The following is an 18,356-nucleotide window of genomic DNA, read 5'->3' on the forward strand; positions in this document are numbered from 1 at the left end:
GGGTCACCCCGGCCGCGCTGGTGACGGGACCGCCCGACGCCTTTCCCAACGTGCGCAATCTCGAAGAGGACCGGCACGCCGCGGTCGCCTACCGTCTCGACCATGGTCCGCGCAGGCAACGCCGTGGTGCTGGGCGCCAGCATGGCCGGGCTGATCGCCGCCCGGGTGCTCAGCGACGTGTACGACACCGTCACGGTCGTCGACCGTGACGTCCTGCCCGATGCGGCGCAGCCCCGGCGCGGGGTGCCCCAGTCGCGTCAGCTGCACGTCCTGCTGGCCCGTGGGCGGCAGGCGCTCGACGAGCTGTTCGACGGCCTCAGCGACGAACTCCACCGGGCCGGCGCACCCCTGGTCGACCTCAACGGACAGGTGCACTGGTGCAACGACGGCTACCCCATGCGCCGTTCCCCGTCCTCACTCATCGGCGTGGGGGTCAGCCGCCCCCTGCTGGAGCGCACGGTGCGCGCCCGGGTGGAGAAGCTGGCGAACGTCCGGCTCTGCCCGCCGGCGGAGGCGACCGACCTGCTGAGCACCGACGATCGTCGCCGGATCACCGGTGTCCTGGTGACGCCGCGCGACGGGGCGCCCTACCGGCTCGAATCCGATCTGGTGGTCGACGCCTGCGGCCGGGCGTCGCGTACCCCGGCGTGGCTGACCGCGCTCGGCTATCCGGCCCCGGCCGAACAGCGGGTCGCGGTCGACGTCACCTATGTCACCCGCAACTACGAGCGCGACCCCCGCCACCTCGACGGCCTTTTCGGCGCGCTGACCAACGCCGTCCCTGGGCGCCCGCGCACCGGCATCGTCGCCGCCCAGGAGGATGACCGCTTCGCGGTGGCCCTCAGCGGGGTGCTCGGCGAGCAGCCGCCGCTGGACGACGAGGGCTACGCGCGGTTCGCCGAGTCGCTGGGCCTGCCGCTGATCAGCCGGTTGGTGCGCGAGGCCACCCCCGTCGGCGCGCCGGCACGGATGCGGTACCCGGCGAGCGTCCGGCGACGCTACGAGCGGCTGCGCCGCTTTCCGCTCGGCTACCTGGTGTTCGGCGACGCGCTGTGCGGCTTCAACCCCGTCTACGGTCAGGGGATGACGGTCGCGGCCACCGAGGGCCTGCTGCTGCGGACCCTGCTGGCCGGCGACCGGGACCGGTTGTGGCGGCGGTTCTTCCGCGGGGCCGGCAAGCTGATCGACGGCCCGTGGTCCATCGCGGTCGGCACGGATCTGCGTTTTCCCGAGGTGCAGGGGCGCCGGACGGTGCGGGTGCGGCTCGTCAACGCGTACGTGCACCGGCTCCACGCCGCCGCCCGCACCGACGCGGTGCTCGGCACCGCCTTCCTGCGGGTGCTCAACCTTGTCGACCCGCCACATCGGCTGCTGCGTCCGGCGATCGTGCGCCGGGTGCTGTTCGGCGGCGCCGCCCGGACCGCCCGGGGTCCCCGGTCCGGAGCCGACCCGGGGACCTGATCCCGGCCGGGGCCGTCACCCGACGGGCAGTCCGGAGGACCGTCCGCCCGGTCACGGTGTCGGGGCGGTGATCACCGACAGGGCCAGCAGGTCGGACAGGGGCGCGTGCCCCGGCCCTCCCGCCTGGACCCAGTCGGCGATGTCGGTGGTGACCTGGTCGTCGACCACGAGTCCGAACCAGACGGGTCGGGCGCCGCCGCGGCGGGCCTGCGGCGTCGGATGTACCACGATCACGTTGGACTGCGTACAGCGGTCGAGGCAGCGGCTGGCGCGCACCTGGTGCGGCGGCGACAGTGCCCGCTCCAACGCCCGGAACTGGGCGTCGTGGTCGACCTCCGGGTGTTTGGTGGTGCTGCCGCAGCAGCAGTCCCGGCAGACCGTGACGGTGCAGCCGCCCCGGATCGGGTCCGGCCCGGACCCGGTCACCGGAGCGCCGCCACCCCGGTCGCCCCGGGGTGCCGGGGCGTGGGGAACTGGAGTTGCCACCGTGACCCGTGCCCGCTGAGCCGGATCACCGCCAACGGTGCGACGTCCAGTCGCCACGCCGCCGCCACGGGCAGCCCCAGCGCGTGCGTGATCGCCACGCGAATGACCATCGGGTGGGTCACCGCGGCGATCCGGGTGCCTCGGCCGAGTTGGCTGTCGAGCCAGCCTCCGACGCGGTCGCGCAGCGCGGCGAGGGATTCCCCGCCGTGCGGGGCGGCCTCGGGCGCGGCCAGCCATTCCCGCAGCGCGTCGGGCTGCCGGTCACCGACCTCCCGCACCGACCGGCCGGCCCAGCGGCCGTAGTCGCAGTCGGCGAGCGCGGCCTCGGCGGTGGGGCGCAGGCCGATGGCGTGCGCGGTCTGCACCGCCGCCGGAGCGGGGCTGGTCAGGCAGGCGTCGATCCGTCCCAGCGGTCCACGCCGGTCCGGCCCGGCGGGGGCGTGGGCGAGGGCGGCCGTCAGGCCGCCCTCGTCCACGTTGTCGTCACCCGCCCCGAACGCCGCCCGTCTCAGGGCGGCGGTGTGGGCGTGGGCGACCAGCCGCAGGCTGGTCGCGGTCACGGGTGGGCCGGAGTACCGGCGTCGAACGCCGAGCTACCGGGAGCGGGCAGGCGCCCGGCGTCGCGGTCGAGCGCCGGTCGCCGACCCCGGCTCATCAGGGCGGTGAACAGCAGGCCGGTCGCGGTCCAGAGCACCACCTGGGTGCCGAGGGATGCCAGCCGGAAGTTCCACAGCAGGGTCGCGGGGAAGTCGTCGGGGACCTCCTCGAACGACGGCAGCACGAGGTGGGAGACGACGGCGACCAGCAGGAACCCGCCGCCGGCCGCGCCGGCGCGAAGCCACGGCGGCGCGCCCCGGCGGATCGACCGATGGCCGAGCGAGCCGGCCCAGACCGCCACCAGGCCGAGGACCACCATCAGCAGGTAGGTGCCGGTGCGCTGGTTGATGGTGTCGGGATCGCCGACGGCCGGAGGATTGGGCGGATACTTCAGGAACGGCACGATCACCGCGCCCAGCAGCGCGCCGCCGGCGAGCAGTAGCCCGGACCGGCCGTCGTCCGCGGTGCGCAGGCGCCGACGCAGCAGGGCGTACGCGGTTGCCAGCAGGCCACCCATCGCGGCCCCGAACAGGCCGGTGGCCAGGAACAGGCCGCCGCGCTGGCCCTCCCGGCTGACCAGTTCGTCCTGGTGGTGGTCGTGGCCGACCGCGGGGGCGGCGTGCGTCGCCGCCTCCTCGATCGCGATGGCCGCCTCGATGCGCGGTTCGCCGACGACGTAGGCGAACGTCCCCGCGAGCAGGCCGGCGACCAGGCCGGCGAGCAGGCCACGGAGCAGGACGGTGACGAACGTCGGTGGGGCGGAGGTGGTGTTCAGTGACATGGGACACCGAGCAGGTGCCGGCCGTCGTGCATCAACTCGTGCAGGTACATGCCGCTGCGCGAGACGGCGCCCTGGTCGAAGGCGACCAGGTAGGCCAGGAGCAGGAGGGCGCCGACGACGGCCAGAGCCGCCCACAGCACGCGTGGGGAAGCAGCGGGACGCACCAACGGCTGGGCGGGAGTGGAGCTCGACATGAGATCAGGAACCTCTCCGGGGATGACGCGTCCCCATCGCAAGGCTGCGGACGTCCGAGCGTCCTGGCTCGCGGGCCCATCGACGATGGGACCGCTCACAGTGGCGCGACCGCGCCGGACTCACACCGGCTTTCCTCGCGACGCCGCAGATAGTGAACCTGACCGTAGCGGCTGCGGCTACGACCGGTCAATCGTCTCGTCGACGATGTGGGCCGCCGGACACCCCTTCAGCGCCCGGCGCGGGAGCGACGAGCCGTCGGGCCGACGTGTCGTGGGCCCGGCCCGGCATCACCGCCGGGCGGACCTGAGCCGGGCCGGGCGAGGGGCGGGTCCGCGCCGCACGCGGCCCCGCCCCCGGCTCGGTCTCCGGTCGGTCAGCCCTTGCGCCACTTCTGGTTCGCGCTGCCGGCGCAGTCCCAGAGCTGGAGCCGCGCGCCGTCGCCGGCGTTCCAGTCCTTGATGTCCACGCACCTGTTGGCCTGGAGGTTGACCAGGTCGCCGGCCGCGTTCAGGGTGAACTGCTGGGCGCCGCTGCCGTTGCAGGTGTAGAGCTGGACCACCGCGCCGTTGCCGGTAGCCCCGCCGTCGACGTCCATGCACTTGTTGTTCTGGCTCTGCACGGCGTTGCCGGTGAACGTCCACTTCTGGGCGTTGGTGCCGTTGCAGGTCCACATCTGTAGCGGGGCCCGGTCGACGAAGTTGGAGCTGGGCACGTCGATGCACTTGTTGTTCCAGTTGCTCAGCACCGGGACGGCGCCACCGGGGTTGCCCGGCCCGCCGCCGCCCGTGCCGAACGGGCTGAGCACCAGGCCGGCCGCGCGGGGGTCGCCGTCGTGGACCAGCGACTCGAAGGCGCCGACGTCGTCGAAGGCGAAGGCGTACGCCTTGCCGTCGCTCATGTTGGCGTGGATGACGCGGGCGTACTGGTTGGTCGGGTTGTTGCGGTAGAACTCGGCGGCGTTCGTGCTCGGCTGCGTGTCGACGGTGCCGAGCGTGCCCCGGTTGAGGGCCGCGCAGAGCGTCCGGGAGATCGGGCCGACCACCTGGTCGTTGGGGGCGGGCAGATCACCGTCGCAGCCCCAGACGCTCGCCGACGAGGGCCGGTTGAAGGAGGCGACCACCTGGCCGGCGCTGTTGGTGAAGGTCATGACGTTGCCCGACGTCCGCCCGAAGTACCGAGTGTCCGGCCGGTCGCCGAACGGCACCACGGTCAGCGTTCTGGTCGTGTACGCGTTCCACGCCGAGGCGATGTAGGAGTCCAGGTAGGTGGTGCTGAGCAGGCCCGCGCCGGCGGCCTTGCCGGGGGCGAGCACGCGCAGCACGGTCCCGTCGGATCGGGTGTAGACCGTGTTCGCCCAGCCGGGCTGGGACCGGATGCCGTCGATGATGGCGATGCGACCGTTGTTGACGACGTCGCCGGTCCGCTTGGTGACGCCGCTGGCGCCGGTCACGGTGACCGCGTGCGGCACCGCGAACATGTCGACCTGTGAGCTGTTCAGCCACAGCCCCGCGTCGTTGTAGGTGAACTCGCTCCAGTCGAACAGGATGTCGCGGTTGGCGTCGCCGGCCGCCCACGGCGCGGGCTGCACCAACCCGTTCGGGGTCAGGAAGAACCTGAGCTTCTCCCCGAGGGAGAAGTAGACGCGGCCGGAGAAGCCGCGCGGGAACTGGATCGTCGTGCTGCCGCCGTTGCCGGGCCCCGGGATCGACGCGTCCGGTGCTGGCGAGGGCGGGTTCTGCCCGCCGGACCAGGGGATGAACGTGCCGGTCCGGGTGACGTAGCCGAGGCGGTTGCTGGAGAGCTGGATGCCGATCACGTACAGATGGACGGCGTCGCTGCGGCCGGTGGTGTTGGTGACGGTGACGGGCAGCAGCGCGGGGCCGACGGCCTGGGCGGGGGACGCGACCACGGCCACCGGGACGGCGGTGACCAGGGCGGAGACGACGCTGAGCAGCTTTCTTCGGAAACCCACGGGAACTCCTCGCTTGCCGGGACGGGTCAAGAGAGCGCTCTCTCAGCTTCTGATTGTTAACAACGTTTGTCAATGGATGGTGGTCGGCCCCGCCCGCCGACGTCCCGACGCCATGCCTCGCCGCACCCGTCCGGACCCGAGGCCGGCGGTTGTCCGCCTCAGCCGGCCCGGTCGATCAGCTCCCGGACGGCCGCCTGGTACTCCGGCTGCGTGTGGTACGGCCAGTGCCGCTCGACGGGCGGCGGCACGGTGTCCGCCGGGTCGATGGTCACGGCGCGCGGGTCGCGGAGCCGGACGTCGACCGCCTCGCCCGCTGGCGGGTCGCACGGTGGCGGTGCGCCCCGGTGGTGCTGGAAGATCGGCCCGCCGATCGGGTCGGTGGCCCGCCAGAGGTTGCGCCACCGCCAGTCGAGCCGGTCGCCCAGCGCACACAGCGTCGGCCCGCCGAAGTAGGCCGGGTAGAGGCGGGCGTAGATGCGGTGCAGCGGGGAGCCGTGGGTGAGCAGCGCGACCCGGTGCAGCACGGTCGGGGGCAGTTGCAGGATGGTGGCCACGGCCAGGACCGAACCGTGACTGTGCCCGGAGAGGACCACCGGGCCTCGCGTGGCGAGCGCGGACACCCGCTTGGCCAGCTCGGGCACCGCCCGGGCGGCGTAGCAGGGCGGGGCGAACGGGTGGACGGCGCGCGGCCAGAAGGTGCCCAGGTCCCACAGGACCGCCACGACGCGTCGGGTCTCGACCGACCGGTACGCGCGGAAACCGACGATCACCAGCGCGATCACCAGCAGGCTGACGATCCAGATTCCGGCGTCGGTGACATAGGCGGCGAGCACCGCCGTGCCGTTGTGTTGCCCGCCGACCCGGGCCGCGAGCTGGGTGGGGCCGATCCCGAACAGGTCGAGGACGATGGTGGCCAGGCCGAGCGTGGAGATCACGAAGAACGCGACCAGCATCGGGCCCAGTTCCTCGGTGACGTGGGACCGGGCGATGGCCTGCCGGACCGTGCGGAGCTGGGGCGCGGCGTACGGCGGCGCCTGCGGGTAGTCCTGCTCGATGACGCGTTCGGCCAGGTAGTGTCGCCGCCGGCGGCTCAGCAGGAGGGTGGCGGCGGCGGACACGGCGACGACCAGCAGCGCGGCGAGCCCGGCCAGCGCGGCCCACCAGTAGGCGACCGGCGGGTCCAGGGGGCCGATGCCCGGCGGGCTGGGCCGGATCGGGTCGGGGATGGAGCCGCGGTCGAGCTGGTCGGCGACCCGGAACACCAGCGTGGCGGTGAAGGCCGCGCCGACGCTCACCGCCACCGCCGCCACGAGGGGTGTGCCCAGCCCGCGCAGGAACGGGCGGGTTCCGGGCGGGACCGCCCGCTGGCGCGCCACCGTGACGACGGCCAGGGTGACGAGCAGGACGCCCTGCGCCGCGACCAGGACGGCGGCGCTGCCCTCGTAGCCGGGCAACTGTCCGGCGACGGGCTGGGCCTGGCGCGCGAGTGCCGCGTAGCCGAGGCTCAGGACGGTCACCCCGACGGTGGTCGCCCACAGCAGGCCCCGGACCCGGCGGGCCTGTGCGCCGCTGGTCAGCGTCGGCAGGCAGAGCAGCGCCGCGCAGAACCCCACCAGTCCGACCGCGGCGCCGAACAGCAACGGGCCCACCGGCCCGTGCCGGCCTCCCGGGAGGGCGACGAGCAGGCTGGCGTCGAGGATGCCGGCGCCGATCCCGACGTGGATCTGACGCAGCCAGGCCGTGGTCCGCTCGTCGTTCCAGAACTCGGGGGCGCCCAGGTCCTCCGCCGTCTCGGCGGACTCCGGCCGTGGCGACGACGGGGTGAAACCCTCCAACGCCCGCGCCGACCGGGCGCCGATCGCCGAGATCACCCGCAGCGCGAGCAGCGGGAGGAGCGCGAGCAGCGCCAGCCGGGGCCCCATCGGCAGCGCCGTGAGCCAGGACAGGTAGGGACGGCCGGCCCGGCACTGGTCGTACGGCACGCACTGCCAGCCGACGAGGTTCAGCGCGATCCCGATCATCGAGAGCATGAAGGCGGCGGTGAGGGTGCCGGCGAGCAGCCGGCACAGCACGCCGAGCAGGCCGAACCGGTCGGTCGGCGTCGGGCGCAGCCAGATCGCGAGGTTGACCAGCATGAACGGCAGGAGCAGCAGCATCAGGGCGCTGCGCACCGCGGCGCCGGCCGTCAGGGCGCCCCACCGGTACGCCTCGGCGGCGACCCCCGTGGTGACGCCCCCGGCCGCGCCGGTGCCGGGGCGGGGCCGGTAGAAGCCGGCGTGCCGGTCCCCGGCGACGCGCACCACGATCGGGTGGTCGAGGAGCGTCTCTGCCGCCGCGCCGGAGACCCCGTGCACGCGCAACTCGACGGCCTCCCACCCGGCTGCTGTGCCCACCCGGTCAGGGTCACAGACAACTGTCGGTCCCGCTGCCGATACCCGGAATCGCGGATGTCCCTCGGGCCCGGTGGCGCGGACCTGGCCTGTGACCCGCAGCCCAGCGACAGTCGACCCATGCCTGACGTCGTCAGGGCTTGTCGGCGGTGGCGGGAATCAGGCACATGCCGGAACTGCTCCGTCTTGGCGTGGAAGCGGCGAAGCCGGCCCGGGTGAGCAGGGCGCAGTACTCGGCGGGCGTGCGGTCCCGGCTGCCGAAGAGCACCATCATCGCCAGATCCCGCAGCGCCGCTTCCGGGTCCGTACCGTCGTGGGCGTTCTCGACCAGGAGCAGTCGGCTGCCGGCCGGCATGGCGTCCCGGACGTTGCGCAGGATGTCCGTGGCGGCTTCGTCCGGCCAGTTGTGGATGACCGACTTGAGGATGTAGACGTCACCACCGCTCGGCACCGTCCGTCGGATGTCGCCGGTCTGCACACCGCACCGCTGGTTGAGGCCGGCTTCCTCCACGGTCGCCGCGGCCCGTGCGGCCATCGAGCCCTGTTCGACGGCGAGCCCGCGAACCCCTGGATACCGGGCCAGGACGCCGCACAGCAGGGTGGCGTCGCCCGCCCCCAGGTCCACCACGAGTCGCGCGTCGGTGAAGTCGTGGAGTGCGAGGACGTCGGACAGGACCCGGTTGGAGTTCCACCGCATGGTGCGGGCGAAGGCCACCGCGAGATCCGGCTTCCGAGCCGTCATCTCCCACAGCCCGCATCCGTGTCGGGCGTGGAACGCCGACTCACCGGTGAGCAGGGCGTGGTCCAGCTCCTGCCAGGCGCCATAGTACTCGTTGCCGGCCATAAGTGCCTGGCCGTAAAGTGAACCAGGCTCGCATCGCAGTAGCCGTCCGAGCGGCGCGACGCGGTACGTACCGTCCGGCTCGCGCTGGACGATGTCGAGTCCCGCCAGGGCCGGCAGGTACCGGTCCAGCGCGGGCACCGGTATTCCGGTCCGCGCGCCGATGTCGGCGACCGGGAGGGCGTCCTCGGCCAGCACGTCGGGTATCCGGAAGCGAGCCGCCGCCGCGACGAGTTGCGTGACGGCGTGTCCCCGCAGCAGCGCGACGAGACGCTCGGTGTGGGAGGGGTCGGGCGGTACTTCCAATGTCGGACCCTTCTCGCGCGTGGAACCAAGTACCGCCCCCGGCCCCGGGGACGCTGCCGGGTGGGCGCCGGGCAGCGCGGCACTCGCCGCGAACTGCGGTCGCCCGGTGGTCAGCGGAAGCTCGGGCAATGCCGAACGAGCAGGTGCCGAATGGTGCCGTGTTCGGAGGATCAAGCGATTGTGCGCTCACCCGGGTTTCCGGTATTTCGACCCGACCCGGCGGAATTCGGGTCGACCTTAGTGGGGTCGCCGAGCGCCTGTCGGCACTCCGCGCACCCTGTGTCGGGCCAGGAATCGAGGAACTGGCGCCAGTGAATTATGGGTCACGCGCCGCAGCAGCGACCTGTCCGCCACGGGAGACGTCCCTTCCGGGGTGGTGGGCTGTTTCGCGGGCACGTGGCGCCGCGGCCGTCCGGACGCGCCGGATGGCCGCGGCGACGCGACGTGTCAGTGGAGGTAACGCATTTTGGCCCCCTTCCGCTCGGCGCTCGGATCGTCGGTGAAGCTGATGGCGATCCGGCAATAATCCGTGCTACGGGTAGGACGAGGCCAGGAGTGCCGCGCCCCCGAAACGGCGAAACGGCGAAACGCCGGAATAGAGTTCCAGAGGGTGGGCGCCCCCGTGCCATTCGTCAACCTGCCACAGGGGCTTCGGGGTGTCAACGTTCGACGTCGAACAATGCGTCGACCTTCATATGGTGAATCTTGTGCGATACGTCCGAGGTGTGGCCGGGCGTCATTTTGGAAGGTCCCGCGAGGGGGAGGCCGGGTGCGCCTCTCGCCAGGTCGTGCCCCCGCCGCCCGGGTTCGGCCCCGCCCGTCCGGACCGCGTCCGTGCCCGCGCCGGGGTTTCCCGGTCGCCGCAGCGGGTAGCCACCCGCCGCCGTCGAACTGGCACCGACGGGGGAGGCGACAGGTGGGATACCAGGCGCGTGACGGCGAGCTGCCGGTCGACCCGGAGCACGCCGAGGACGAGGCCGGGCAGGCCCGGCTCGTGCAGGTCGGGGCTGACACCGACGTGCCGGCCCCGGACGACACCGACGTCCGACCGGACCTGGTCACCGAGGACGACGGGTCGGGCGTCGCCGGCGGATCCTCGGGCGGCAGCGGCGGTGGCTCGGGCATGGCGGGGCACCCCGACGCGGCCGGCTGAGGCCGCGTCGCCGGCCCCGCGTCGCCGGCCCCGCGTCGCCGGCCCCGCGTCGCCGGCCCCGCGTCGCCGGCCGCGCGACGCCAGGCCCCGGTCGCCGACGCCGAGCTTGGCGGGCCCGGCCGAGAGCTGGTTGCGCACCGTCGCCATCGGCCCAGCTCTCAGCCACCCGCATCATCCGCAGTCCACGTCGGACCACCGGATGATCGTTCACGATCAGCACCCGGGTCTGCCCGGACATCGCCTTGCCGCACCGATGAGGTACCCGACCGGGGACCAGCGCCGGCGCGGAAGCCGGCCGCCCGGGAAGACCAGCGGGGCGAGGAAGACCAGACCGTGCGGCGGCCACCAGGAGCCGCTGCCCCACCCAGGCCACCGGCGCGAACGGGGTCCAGCTCACCGCGAGCGTCGTCACCGCGGCGTGGACGCTCCGCCGTCCACAGTGGCATCGTCGCCGGTGCCGGCGATCGAGCGGCATCGTCCGCCGTGCCGGCGGTCGTCGGCGAACGCCCGGCGTCCTCATCGTCCTTCGACGGACCCGCCGCCCCGGGGTGGATATCCCGGATCGGCGGGATCCAGCGGCGCCTGCCGGTCCCGACGGAGCGGGCCGAAAACATCGTGAATTATGAATGCTTTATGTAACTTACGGTCATCCATCCGTCTCCATATTGACGGAGGGTGTTCGCTGTGATGCTCTGTGTGAGGCGAGGGGAGGGTGGGCATGGAGGACACCGCAGACGTCATCGGCGCGATCGGTGGGTTCCGACGCCGCCACCCGCCCGCGCCCCGCGCCGCGCACCACCTGCGGCGTCGGTAGACGTTCGACACCGTCCACGGTCCGGCGCCGGCCACCCCGGTGGCGCGATCGTGTGACCTGGTCCCGGTCCCAACCGGTCCGGTGACGCGCGACGGCCACCGCCAGTCGCGCCGGATAGCCGCCCGCGCCGTGGGCGGTGACGCCCCAAGGCATGGCGCGGACGCGCACCGGCAGTCCCGCTCCGGGCACCCGCGCGTCCGGGCTCCACGCACCACGTCCGAAACCACGCGTACGCAGAGAAACATCGATCGTGGAGGTGTCGCACCATGAGTGACGCACACATCGGGCCGCAGGTCTCCGTGGCCCTGCGAGCCAACCGGCCCGTCATCCTCGCCGCCGGCCCCAGGGAGGTGAAGGTCGATCCGCTCGCGCCGAACGAGGTCTGGGACCTGCCCGGCGGCACCGCCTGGGTGTACTTCGCCACCGGCAACGACGTGCTGACCCGCCCGGTGATCCTGGCCGACGGCTTCAACTCCGGCCCCAGCACCCTGGAGTTCTCCTGGGCCTACCTGGAGTCCGGCGACTACGCCCTGATCAGCGCGTTGCGCGACAGCGGCCGGGACGTCGTCCTGCTGGGCTTCCAGGAACGCAGCGCGTCGATCCTGGACAACGCCGAAGCCGCCACGGCGGCGGTGCTGCGGGCGGTGGCGCAACGTCGCGGCGACGCCCCGCTGGCGGTCGGCGGGTTCAGCATGGGCGGCCTGGTCACCCGGTACGCCCTGGCCAAGCTGGAGTCCGAGGGCATCGACCACGAGACGGCGCTGTACTGGTCGTACGACAGCCCGCACCGGGGCGCCTCGGTCCCGGTCGCCCTACAGGCGTTCGCGCACTACATCCGGGACCTCGACAGCCGGTTCTCCGACCAGATGAACAGCCCGGCCGCCCGCGAGCTGCTCGCCTGGCACATCGCGGAGTGGAACGACCAGCCGGCAATCAGCCAGGACCGGCGGGACTTCCTGCTCGCCCTGGACGAGGTGGGCGGCTGGCCCCGCCGGCCCCGCCGGATCGGCGTGGCCAACGGGGTGGGCACCGGCGTCGGCAACGGCAACGCGGCCGGCGCGCTCGCCGTGCAGGGCCTCGGGCTGGCGATCGTCGGTACGAGGCTCAACGTGCAGCCCGCCGGCGACGACCAGCTCGTCGCGGCGCTGCGGGTGGTGACCACCCACACGAGGCAGGTTCACACGTCCGGCCTGCCCACCGTCGGCTCCGCCCCCGGCGGCACCCTCGACGGCTTCGGCATCCTCGCCGACACCCTCAACGCCCTGCCCACCTACCTGGGCATGCGCGCGCAGGCGCACATCCGGTCGCACTGCTTCGTGCCGGCCGTCAGCGCCGTAGCCATCCGCGACGTCGACACCGAGGAGGCGCTGTACACGCCCGTCGACACGCTCGACCCGGGCGAGAGTGAGCTCGACGAGTTCCGAGTCGCCTCGCGCAACGAGGAACACACGCTGATCACCGAGGAACTGTGCTCCTGGCTGATCGAACGCCTGCCCTGATCCTCGCCGTCGACGGCGGCGAGGAACAGGTCCCACTCCGTGTCGCCCCGACGCGGGATGCCTCCGACACACGGGCCGGAGGCATCCCGCGTCCGGGGTCGCCGAGCGGGGCTCGGCCGCCGGTGATGGAGAAGGTCGAGCCCGGTGGGGGCCGTCGGATGCGGGTCGTCCGTCCCGCCCGGGCACCGAGGTTCGGCGGCCTGTACGAGGGGCGCCTCGGGGCGCAGTTCTGTCTGGACAAGCGGACCGCGACGATGTTCGCCCTGGCGTGGGGCTTCGCCGCCCGGTCGCCGTACACCCTCGTCCACCTGCCGATGCGGGCCGCCGCCGCGCCGCCCGCCTGCTCCTGGGGCCGGTCGCTCGACCTGCTTCTGCTGCACCACCGGCTCGCCTTCCCACCGTCGCGGTGGAAGCAGGTCCGGGCCCGACTCGGGCCCGGCAGGCCGCACACGGTGACCCTGCCGGGCGCCGCGTGGCCGGCCCGACCGGCGGCCGATCACCGGCGGGCCTGGCACCGGGACTTCCGTGACCAGCTGCGGTGGGACATCGCCGCCGACACGCTGACGGTGACGGGCAGCCGCAGGGCCTTCGACCTGGTGGCGGACCAGGTCCGCGCGCTGGCCGAGGAGTGCCCGGCGCACCGCGCGGATGCCGCAGACGCACTGCTGCGTGGAGATCGGCATGGGCCGGCACCGGGACCACCCGAACGGGCGCCGCCCCTACGCGGAACTGCACGCCGAATACTGCCGCTGACGCGTACGCCGGCCAGGTGAGGCGGACCCGGAACCGTGGTGTCAGGGCGGCCGGGGCGACCTGCGCGGTGGCGGCCAGACGCCCAGGCGGCCGCCCGGCGGTTCCCCGGCCCGGCGGCGGCCCCGACTTCAGGTGAAGTCCTCCGTGTAGCACAGCAGCAACGTCGGGCTTCGCCGGGCAAGAGATTCGAGCTCCCGCCATGCGTCGGAGGCATCCCCCGCGTGGCCGTAGAGTCCCGTCAGATCCTCGATGAGCCGCGCGGCGCCCTGCGCGTTCGGTGGTGCGTCGGCCACGAAACCGAGCCAGGACGCTCCGATGCCGAAGAAGCGATACCCGTGCAGCTCCTCCATCCGCCGAATGACGGCGTGGTTCTGGAAGACGTCCCAATCCGAACTGAAGTAGCCGTTGGGCAGCCCCGCCAACAACAGGTCATCGCGACTGACGGGCAGGCGCTGCACGTAGACGACGTCGTCGAGCACGGCGGAGGCGTCCCGGTTCGTGGCGACGAGGGCAGCGATGTCGGCGGGCGAAGGCCGAAGCGTACCTGCGACCGCCTCCCAGGTCGTTCGGTACCGCGCGTCGTCCAGGCGGGCGACCACGTGCTCCAGCCGGGCCACTTCGAAGGCGTGGACAGCGCGCGGATCGTCGAAGTCGACCGATTCGGCGGGCCATTCGATCCGGTCGTTCCCGGCGGCGTGCATGCTCGTGTAGCAGCACTGGTTGAGGTCGTCGAGCGTGCAGAGAAACCGGGCCTCGGGGTTGGCCGCACGTGACCTGCTGACAAAGGCGAGCACCTCGTCGAGGCAACCGATCTCCGACAGCCGTGCGTAACTGAAGGAGTCAACCGGGCGGTACGCGCTGGTCTCGCCGTTCTCGACCAAACGGATCTTCATCTGGGGTGCCGGGCCTTCTCGTTGTGGCGACTCGTGGATTCCCCGAGATGGTGTGCGGAATCCAGGAGTCGAGGCGTGGTCGTGCTGCCGCTACCGGCCGCGACGGGTCTGCGCTGTCGCCGGAACCGGTGATTGCGACGGCTGGGTGATGTCGAGCGAGTCAAGGACCCGACGGCGCAGGAGCAGGTGCTGGTCTCGCAGTCGCTCCGGCGGCCCGGGTGGGGGATCGACCACGACCGGAGCCTGGACGACCTCGTCGCTGGTGAACTGCTCGCGAGTGAGGTCGACCTCGACCCCGCCGCCGAGGCGGTTCCAGTAGTGCACCCCCTGCCGCGTGCCGTCCCGTCGCAGCACGGTTCCCAGCAGCAACTCACCGCCGAGCAGCTCGCGCACCAGCAGGGCGGTCACGCCGCACTGGCCGCGCGCGGGGTTCGCGCTCGACCAGTGCGGCAGGTCCACCGGGTCGCAGGTGTCCGGCGACCAGGCCGCTCGGATCGCGCCTTCGATCTCGGCCAGGGACGTCAGCAGCATGCCGTGATGCTGCCAGCCGCGTACGACAGTAACGGCCGGCGTCTGTCCGGTACTCCTGGCCGCGGCCATACCTGGCCGGCCGGGGGACCGACCCGTGCGACCCCTCTGTGCTGGCGGGATGTGGGTGCACGGCTCCACGGCTCCGGCCGGACCGGCGCCGATGAGTGACGCTCGGAGGGCCGCCGCCGACGGTCGGCGGCCGAGCGCCACGGGTTCCAGCGGGCAGGGGCTGTCAGGCGGTGAGCGCGCTCAGGGCGACGAACAGGTAGAGGCACCCGCCGGCGGACACCGCGATGCCGGCGACGAGCGGTGTCCAGGCCACCGCCGTGGCGGCCAGTGACCAGCGCGGGGCGCGACCGGCGAGCATCGCGTAGCCGCGGACGGTGAGCACACCGACCGCGGTCAACGTCGCCGCCATCCCCACGCCGAACGCCGTGACGAGCAGGACCGCGTACAGCGCCCGGCCGGTGAGCAGCCCGCTGACCAGGACCAGGAAGGCCGACGGCGACGGCAGCAGCCCGCCCGAGAGGCCGAGCGCGACAAGCCCGCGCCGGGACCACGGATCGGTCGGTGTGCCGTCGGACGTGGACCGTGGTCCTTGCCCCTGGTGGTGGTCGGCTTCGTGATCGTGTCCATGAGCATGTCCATGTCCATCTGCCTGGGACGGCTCGGGGAGATGGCCGTGCCCGTGCCCGCCGCTGTGTCCGTGGCTGTGTCCGTGTCCGTGTCCGTGTCCGTGTCCGTGGCTGTGTCCGTGGCTGTGGCCGGTCAGGTGGCGGTAGGTCAGTTGGACCCCCACCCCGATCACCACCACCCCGGCGAGCGCCTGGAGCCAACCGGTGATGGATTCCGTGCCGAAACCGGCGACCCCGGTGATGCCGACCCAGGCGAGCGCGAGGATCAGCACGGAGAAGGTGTGCATCACCGCCACGATCACCCCGAGCCGGGCGGCGTCCCGGTACCGACCGTGCGTGCCGATCAGATACGCGGCGGTGATGCTCTTGCCGTGACCGGGGGCCACGGCGTGCGCCGCTCCGACGCCGAGCGCCACCAGCAGAGCGAGCCAGAAGACCACGCCGCCGTCGAAGAACGTGACCAGCCTGGCGTCGAGTCCGTTCAGACCGTTCACCGCCGGCCTCCCGCCCGCCGCCGCCGTACCAGCAGGACGGCCAGGCCGCCGGCGGCTGCGAGTCCGGTCCCGGCAGCCACCGCGGTGACCGCGCCGGGCCGGCCGCCGCCGGTGGCGGTGGCCCGCAGGTCGTGGCTGGTCCCGGTTGCGGTGAACAGCGCCTGGGCCGGCGCCATCGGGGTCCGGGCGGTGACCATCGTCCGGTACGCCGGATTCAGGTCGGTCAGTGCGGTGACCGTGAGCCGAACCTCGGTGACCGGCTCCGGGCAGTCGAAGCGGAACCGCGCGCCCTCGGCCAGCAGCCGCTCCAGCGGCAGCAACTCCTCCGCGCAGGTTCGGCCGGCCTGGCGGACGTCGACGTGCCGGAGCAGGTACTCCCGCACCGCCGCCGAGCGTTGCAGCTTCTGCTCTCCGGTCAACGCGGTGTCGACGGCGCCCGCGGTGGGGTCCTCGAACGCGCCGACCGACTGGCCCAGCGCCACCCAGTCGTCCTCGGCGGCCTGCCAGACCAGCGCCACCCGGGCTCCGTCGACGCTGACGCCGGCGGTGGACGGTGGACCGAACGGGTGGGCGCCGGCCGGTGCGGCCGGACCGACGGCCGCGCTGAGCGCGGCGGCGCCGGCCAGCAGCGCACCGGCCGACCGGCTGCCGGTCCGGGGCGCGCCGGCCCGGGCCCGGGTACGGATCCTCACGTGACTCTCCCTGCTCGTACCGTTCCGGGTCGGGCCGGTCGATGCCGACCGGCCCGACCCGGGACGGGGCTACTTGGTGACGGTGACGACCGGGCTGGTGATCTTCTGGTTGTCGCTGGTCAGGTAGACCACGTGGGTGGAGTTCTTCTTCGCGGTGGGCGGCAGTTCGAAGCTGTAGCTGAGCCGGCCCAGCTCGTCGGCGGTCTGGTAGCCGATGAAGACGCCGTTGCGGCCCTGCTCCGCCTTGGTGTTGCGCAGGTAGACGGTCACCTTCTCGCCCGGGTCGTAGCCGTACGCGGAGACCTTGACCCGGCCCTTGGTCTCGACCGTGGTCCGGTTGACGGTGGCCTGCTCACTGACGGTGTTCTCCGGCGTACGCAGCTCGTTGACGGTCCGCTCGCCGGCCGCGTTCTTGCGGATCAGAAAGCCGTCGTGGTGCTCGCCGTTGGCGTACCGCGCCTCGAACCGGATCTGGTCCGCCTGGACGTCGATGAGCTGGTAGAGCTGAATGTTCTGGCCCTTGCTGACGACCTCGGCGCCGTTACCGGTCCAGTTCTCCCCGTTGTTGAGCGCGTACATCTTGCCGCCCGAGACGGAGACCACGTAGGCCACACCGTTGTGCACGGTGGTCGACTGGCGCTTGGCGGCGACGTTGCCTCGGCCGTACGAGTGGTCGTGGCCCTGGAGGACCAGGTCCACGCCGTACTTCTCGAACAGCGGGCCCCACTGGTCGCGGACGTTCGGGTTGTTCCGGGTGCCGGTGGTCGAGTAGACCGGGTGGTGGAAGGTGACCACCGTCCACTTGTTCGGGTTGTCCCGCAGCAGGCCCTCCAGCCACGCGGTCTGCGCCGCCATGAGCGTGCTGTTGCTCTGGTGGTTGGTGTCCAGGCCGATGAACCGGACGCCCTGGTAGTCGACCTGGTAGGCGGTCTGCTTGAGTTCCGGGTTACCCGGGCCGTTGTCCGGGTACGGGAACTGCGGGCGCCAGAAGGAGGAGAGGCCGCCGCTGTACTCGTGGTTGCCCGGCACGGAGATGTTGTTGACCTGGCTGTCGATGAAGCCGCCGGCCTTGAACCACTGACCCCACTGCTCCTCGCTGTTCGCGGAGTCGATCAGGTCGCCGGCGTTGACGATCATCTTGGCCTCGGGCCGGTCGGCGAACGCCTGACGGAACACCCGGGGTACGGCCGAGTCGAGGTAGTTCTGGGCGTCGCCGTAGTAGATGAACGAGAACGGATCGAGGGAGCTGTCGGCGGTGGTGAAGTCCGCCCACTCGCTCCAGTTGGTGCCGTCACCGACCCGGTAGGTGTAACGGGTGTCCGGGCTCAGCCCGGTGAACTCGACGGTGTGGTACGTCGAGGCGTAGCCCAGCGAGGTGTTGACCGACGTGCTGGAGCTCGCCGGCACGGTGCGCACCGCACCGGTGGCCGGCGTCACGGAGCCGAGCGCCTTCGGCGCCGCGAGGATCTGCGCCTGAGCCCACTCCGTGGTCGCCTCGGCCCGCCAGGTCACCTTCTGCGAGGTCGCCGGAGTGGTGGTCGGAGTGAGGACCACCCGGTCGGGCATCGGCGACGGCCGGTGGACCTCGGCCGCCGGGTACTTGGCCGGGGCGGCGTCGCCGAACGCCGCCGGGGTGAGGGCGAAGCCGCCGACGAGCAGCGCCGCCCCGCCGGCCGCCACGATCCTCGTCCGTCGCGACATGGTGATCCAGGGTCTATTGCCGGAATTCACGGTAGGAAGCCCTTCAGCAGGAGGGATGCGCCCGCCGACGGTGGCGCGGCAGGCCATCGAATTACCGGCCGGCGAGTGGAAGCCGGAACGACATCCGGCTGGCCGCCAGGTGAACTCATGATCCAGAGCAGG

16 protein-coding genes and 1 riboswitch are annotated in these 18,356 nt (G+C 72.6%); of the genes, 4 read left to right on the forward strand and 12 right to left on the reverse strand.

The window, feature by feature from the left end; genetic code table 11:
- Positions 1-102: 102 nt before the first annotated feature.
- Entirely contained in the window at positions 103-1,461 is a 1,359-nt protein-coding gene (locus OOK41_RS15800) for an NAD(P)/FAD-dependent oxidoreductase (protein WP_266265680.1), read from the forward strand.
- A 51-nt stretch (positions 1,462-1,512) separates the two neighbouring features.
- On the opposite strand, the gene OOK41_RS15805 is transcribed toward OOK41_RS15800, so the two are convergent.
- From OOK41_RS15805 to OOK41_RS15835, 7 genes are all read right to left on the reverse strand, one after another.
- Entirely contained in the window at positions 1,513-1,887 is a 375-nt protein-coding gene (locus OOK41_RS15805) for a hypothetical protein (RefSeq protein WP_266265681.1), read from the reverse strand.
- Positions 1,884-2,507: a histidine phosphatase family protein gene (locus OOK41_RS15810; RefSeq protein ID WP_266265682.1), complete on the reverse strand. Its 624-nt coding sequence runs from the start codon at positions 2,505-2,507 to the stop codon at positions 1,884-1,886. The genes OOK41_RS15805 and OOK41_RS15810 overlap by 4 nt, the downstream gene beginning before the upstream one ends.
- Positions 2,504-3,325, reverse strand: coding sequence for a CbtA family protein (locus tag OOK41_RS15815; RefSeq protein WP_266265683.1), 822 nt, complete (start codon positions 3,323-3,325; stop codon positions 2,504-2,506). The genes OOK41_RS15810 and OOK41_RS15815 overlap by 4 nt, the downstream gene beginning before the upstream one ends.
- Positions 3,316-3,519: a CbtB-domain containing protein gene (locus OOK41_RS15820; protein WP_266265684.1), complete on the reverse strand. Its 204-nt coding sequence runs from the start codon at positions 3,517-3,519 to the stop codon at positions 3,316-3,318. The genes OOK41_RS15815 and OOK41_RS15820 overlap by 10 nt, the downstream gene beginning before the upstream one ends.
- A gap of 61 nt (positions 3,520-3,580) precedes the next feature.
- Positions 3,581-3,649: riboswitch (cobalamin riboswitch) on the reverse strand.
- Between the two features lie 244 nt (positions 3,650-3,893).
- Positions 3,894-5,492 (reverse strand): beta-1,3-glucanase family protein, encoded by a 1,599-nt coding sequence (locus OOK41_RS15825; protein WP_266265686.1) that lies wholly within the window; start codon positions 5,490-5,492, stop codon positions 3,894-3,896.
- Positions 5,493-5,650: 158 nt separating this feature from the next.
- Positions 5,651-7,885, reverse strand: a complete 2,235-nt coding sequence (locus OOK41_RS15830) for a hypothetical protein (protein WP_266265687.1) — start codon at positions 7,883-7,885, stop codon at positions 5,651-5,653.
- Between the two features lie 130 nt (positions 7,886-8,015).
- Positions 8,016-9,029 (reverse strand): methyltransferase, encoded by a 1,014-nt coding sequence (locus tag OOK41_RS15835; protein ID WP_266265689.1) that lies wholly within the window; start codon positions 9,027-9,029, stop codon positions 8,016-8,018.
- Between the two features lie 916 nt (positions 9,030-9,945).
- Between OOK41_RS15835 and OOK41_RS15840 the strand changes: the two genes are divergently transcribed.
- From OOK41_RS15840 to OOK41_RS15850, 3 genes are all read left to right on the forward strand, one after another.
- Positions 9,946-10,182 carry a preprotein translocase YidC gene (locus OOK41_RS15840; protein WP_117669896.1) on the forward strand — a complete coding sequence of 79 codons (237 nt, stop codon included), beginning with the start codon at positions 9,946-9,948 and terminating at the stop codon, positions 10,180-10,182.
- Between the two features lie 1,080 nt (positions 10,183-11,262).
- Positions 11,263-12,495: a triacylglycerol lipase gene (locus tag OOK41_RS15845; protein WP_266265691.1), complete on the forward strand. Its 1,233-nt coding sequence runs from the start codon at positions 11,263-11,265 to the stop codon at positions 12,493-12,495.
- Between the two features lie 158 nt (positions 12,496-12,653).
- A complete protein-coding gene (locus OOK41_RS15850; protein WP_266265693.1) occupies positions 12,654-13,268 on the forward strand; it encodes a hypothetical protein in 615 nt (204 codons plus the stop codon).
- Positions 13,269-13,376: 108 nt separating this feature from the next.
- On the opposite strand, the gene OOK41_RS15855 is transcribed toward OOK41_RS15850, so the two are convergent.
- The 5 genes from OOK41_RS15855 to OOK41_RS15875 all read right to left on the reverse strand — a co-directional run bounded on the left by OOK41_RS15855 (position 13,377) and on the right by OOK41_RS15875 (position 18,194).
- The gene (locus OOK41_RS15855) at positions 13,377-14,141 is read right to left on the reverse strand and encodes a hypothetical protein (protein WP_266265695.1); all 765 of its coding nucleotides are present in this window, start codon (positions 14,139-14,141) and stop codon (positions 13,377-13,379) included.
- A gap of 90 nt (positions 14,142-14,231) precedes the next feature.
- The gene (locus OOK41_RS15860) at positions 14,232-14,672 is read right to left on the reverse strand and encodes a hypothetical protein (RefSeq protein ID WP_266265697.1); all 441 of its coding nucleotides are present in this window, start codon (positions 14,670-14,672) and stop codon (positions 14,232-14,234) included.
- Between the two features lie 232 nt (positions 14,673-14,904).
- Positions 14,905-15,801, reverse strand: coding sequence for a hypothetical protein (locus OOK41_RS15865; RefSeq protein WP_266265699.1), 897 nt, complete (start codon positions 15,799-15,801; stop codon positions 14,905-14,907).
- A complete protein-coding gene (locus OOK41_RS15870; RefSeq protein ID WP_117669886.1) occupies positions 15,798-16,493 on the reverse strand; it encodes a hypothetical protein in 696 nt (231 codons plus the stop codon). The genes OOK41_RS15865 and OOK41_RS15870 overlap by 4 nt, the downstream gene beginning before the upstream one ends.
- A gap of 69 nt (positions 16,494-16,562) precedes the next feature.
- On the reverse strand, positions 16,563-18,194 hold the full coding sequence (locus tag OOK41_RS15875) for a metallophosphoesterase family protein (RefSeq protein WP_266265701.1): 1,632 nt from the start codon (positions 18,192-18,194) through the stop codon (positions 16,563-16,565).
- Positions 18,195-18,356: the final 162 nt, after the last annotated feature.

It is taken from the genome of Micromonospora sp. NBC_01655, assembly GCF_026339755.1.
GTDB lineage: Bacteria > Actinomycetota > Actinomycetes > Mycobacteriales > Micromonosporaceae > Micromonospora.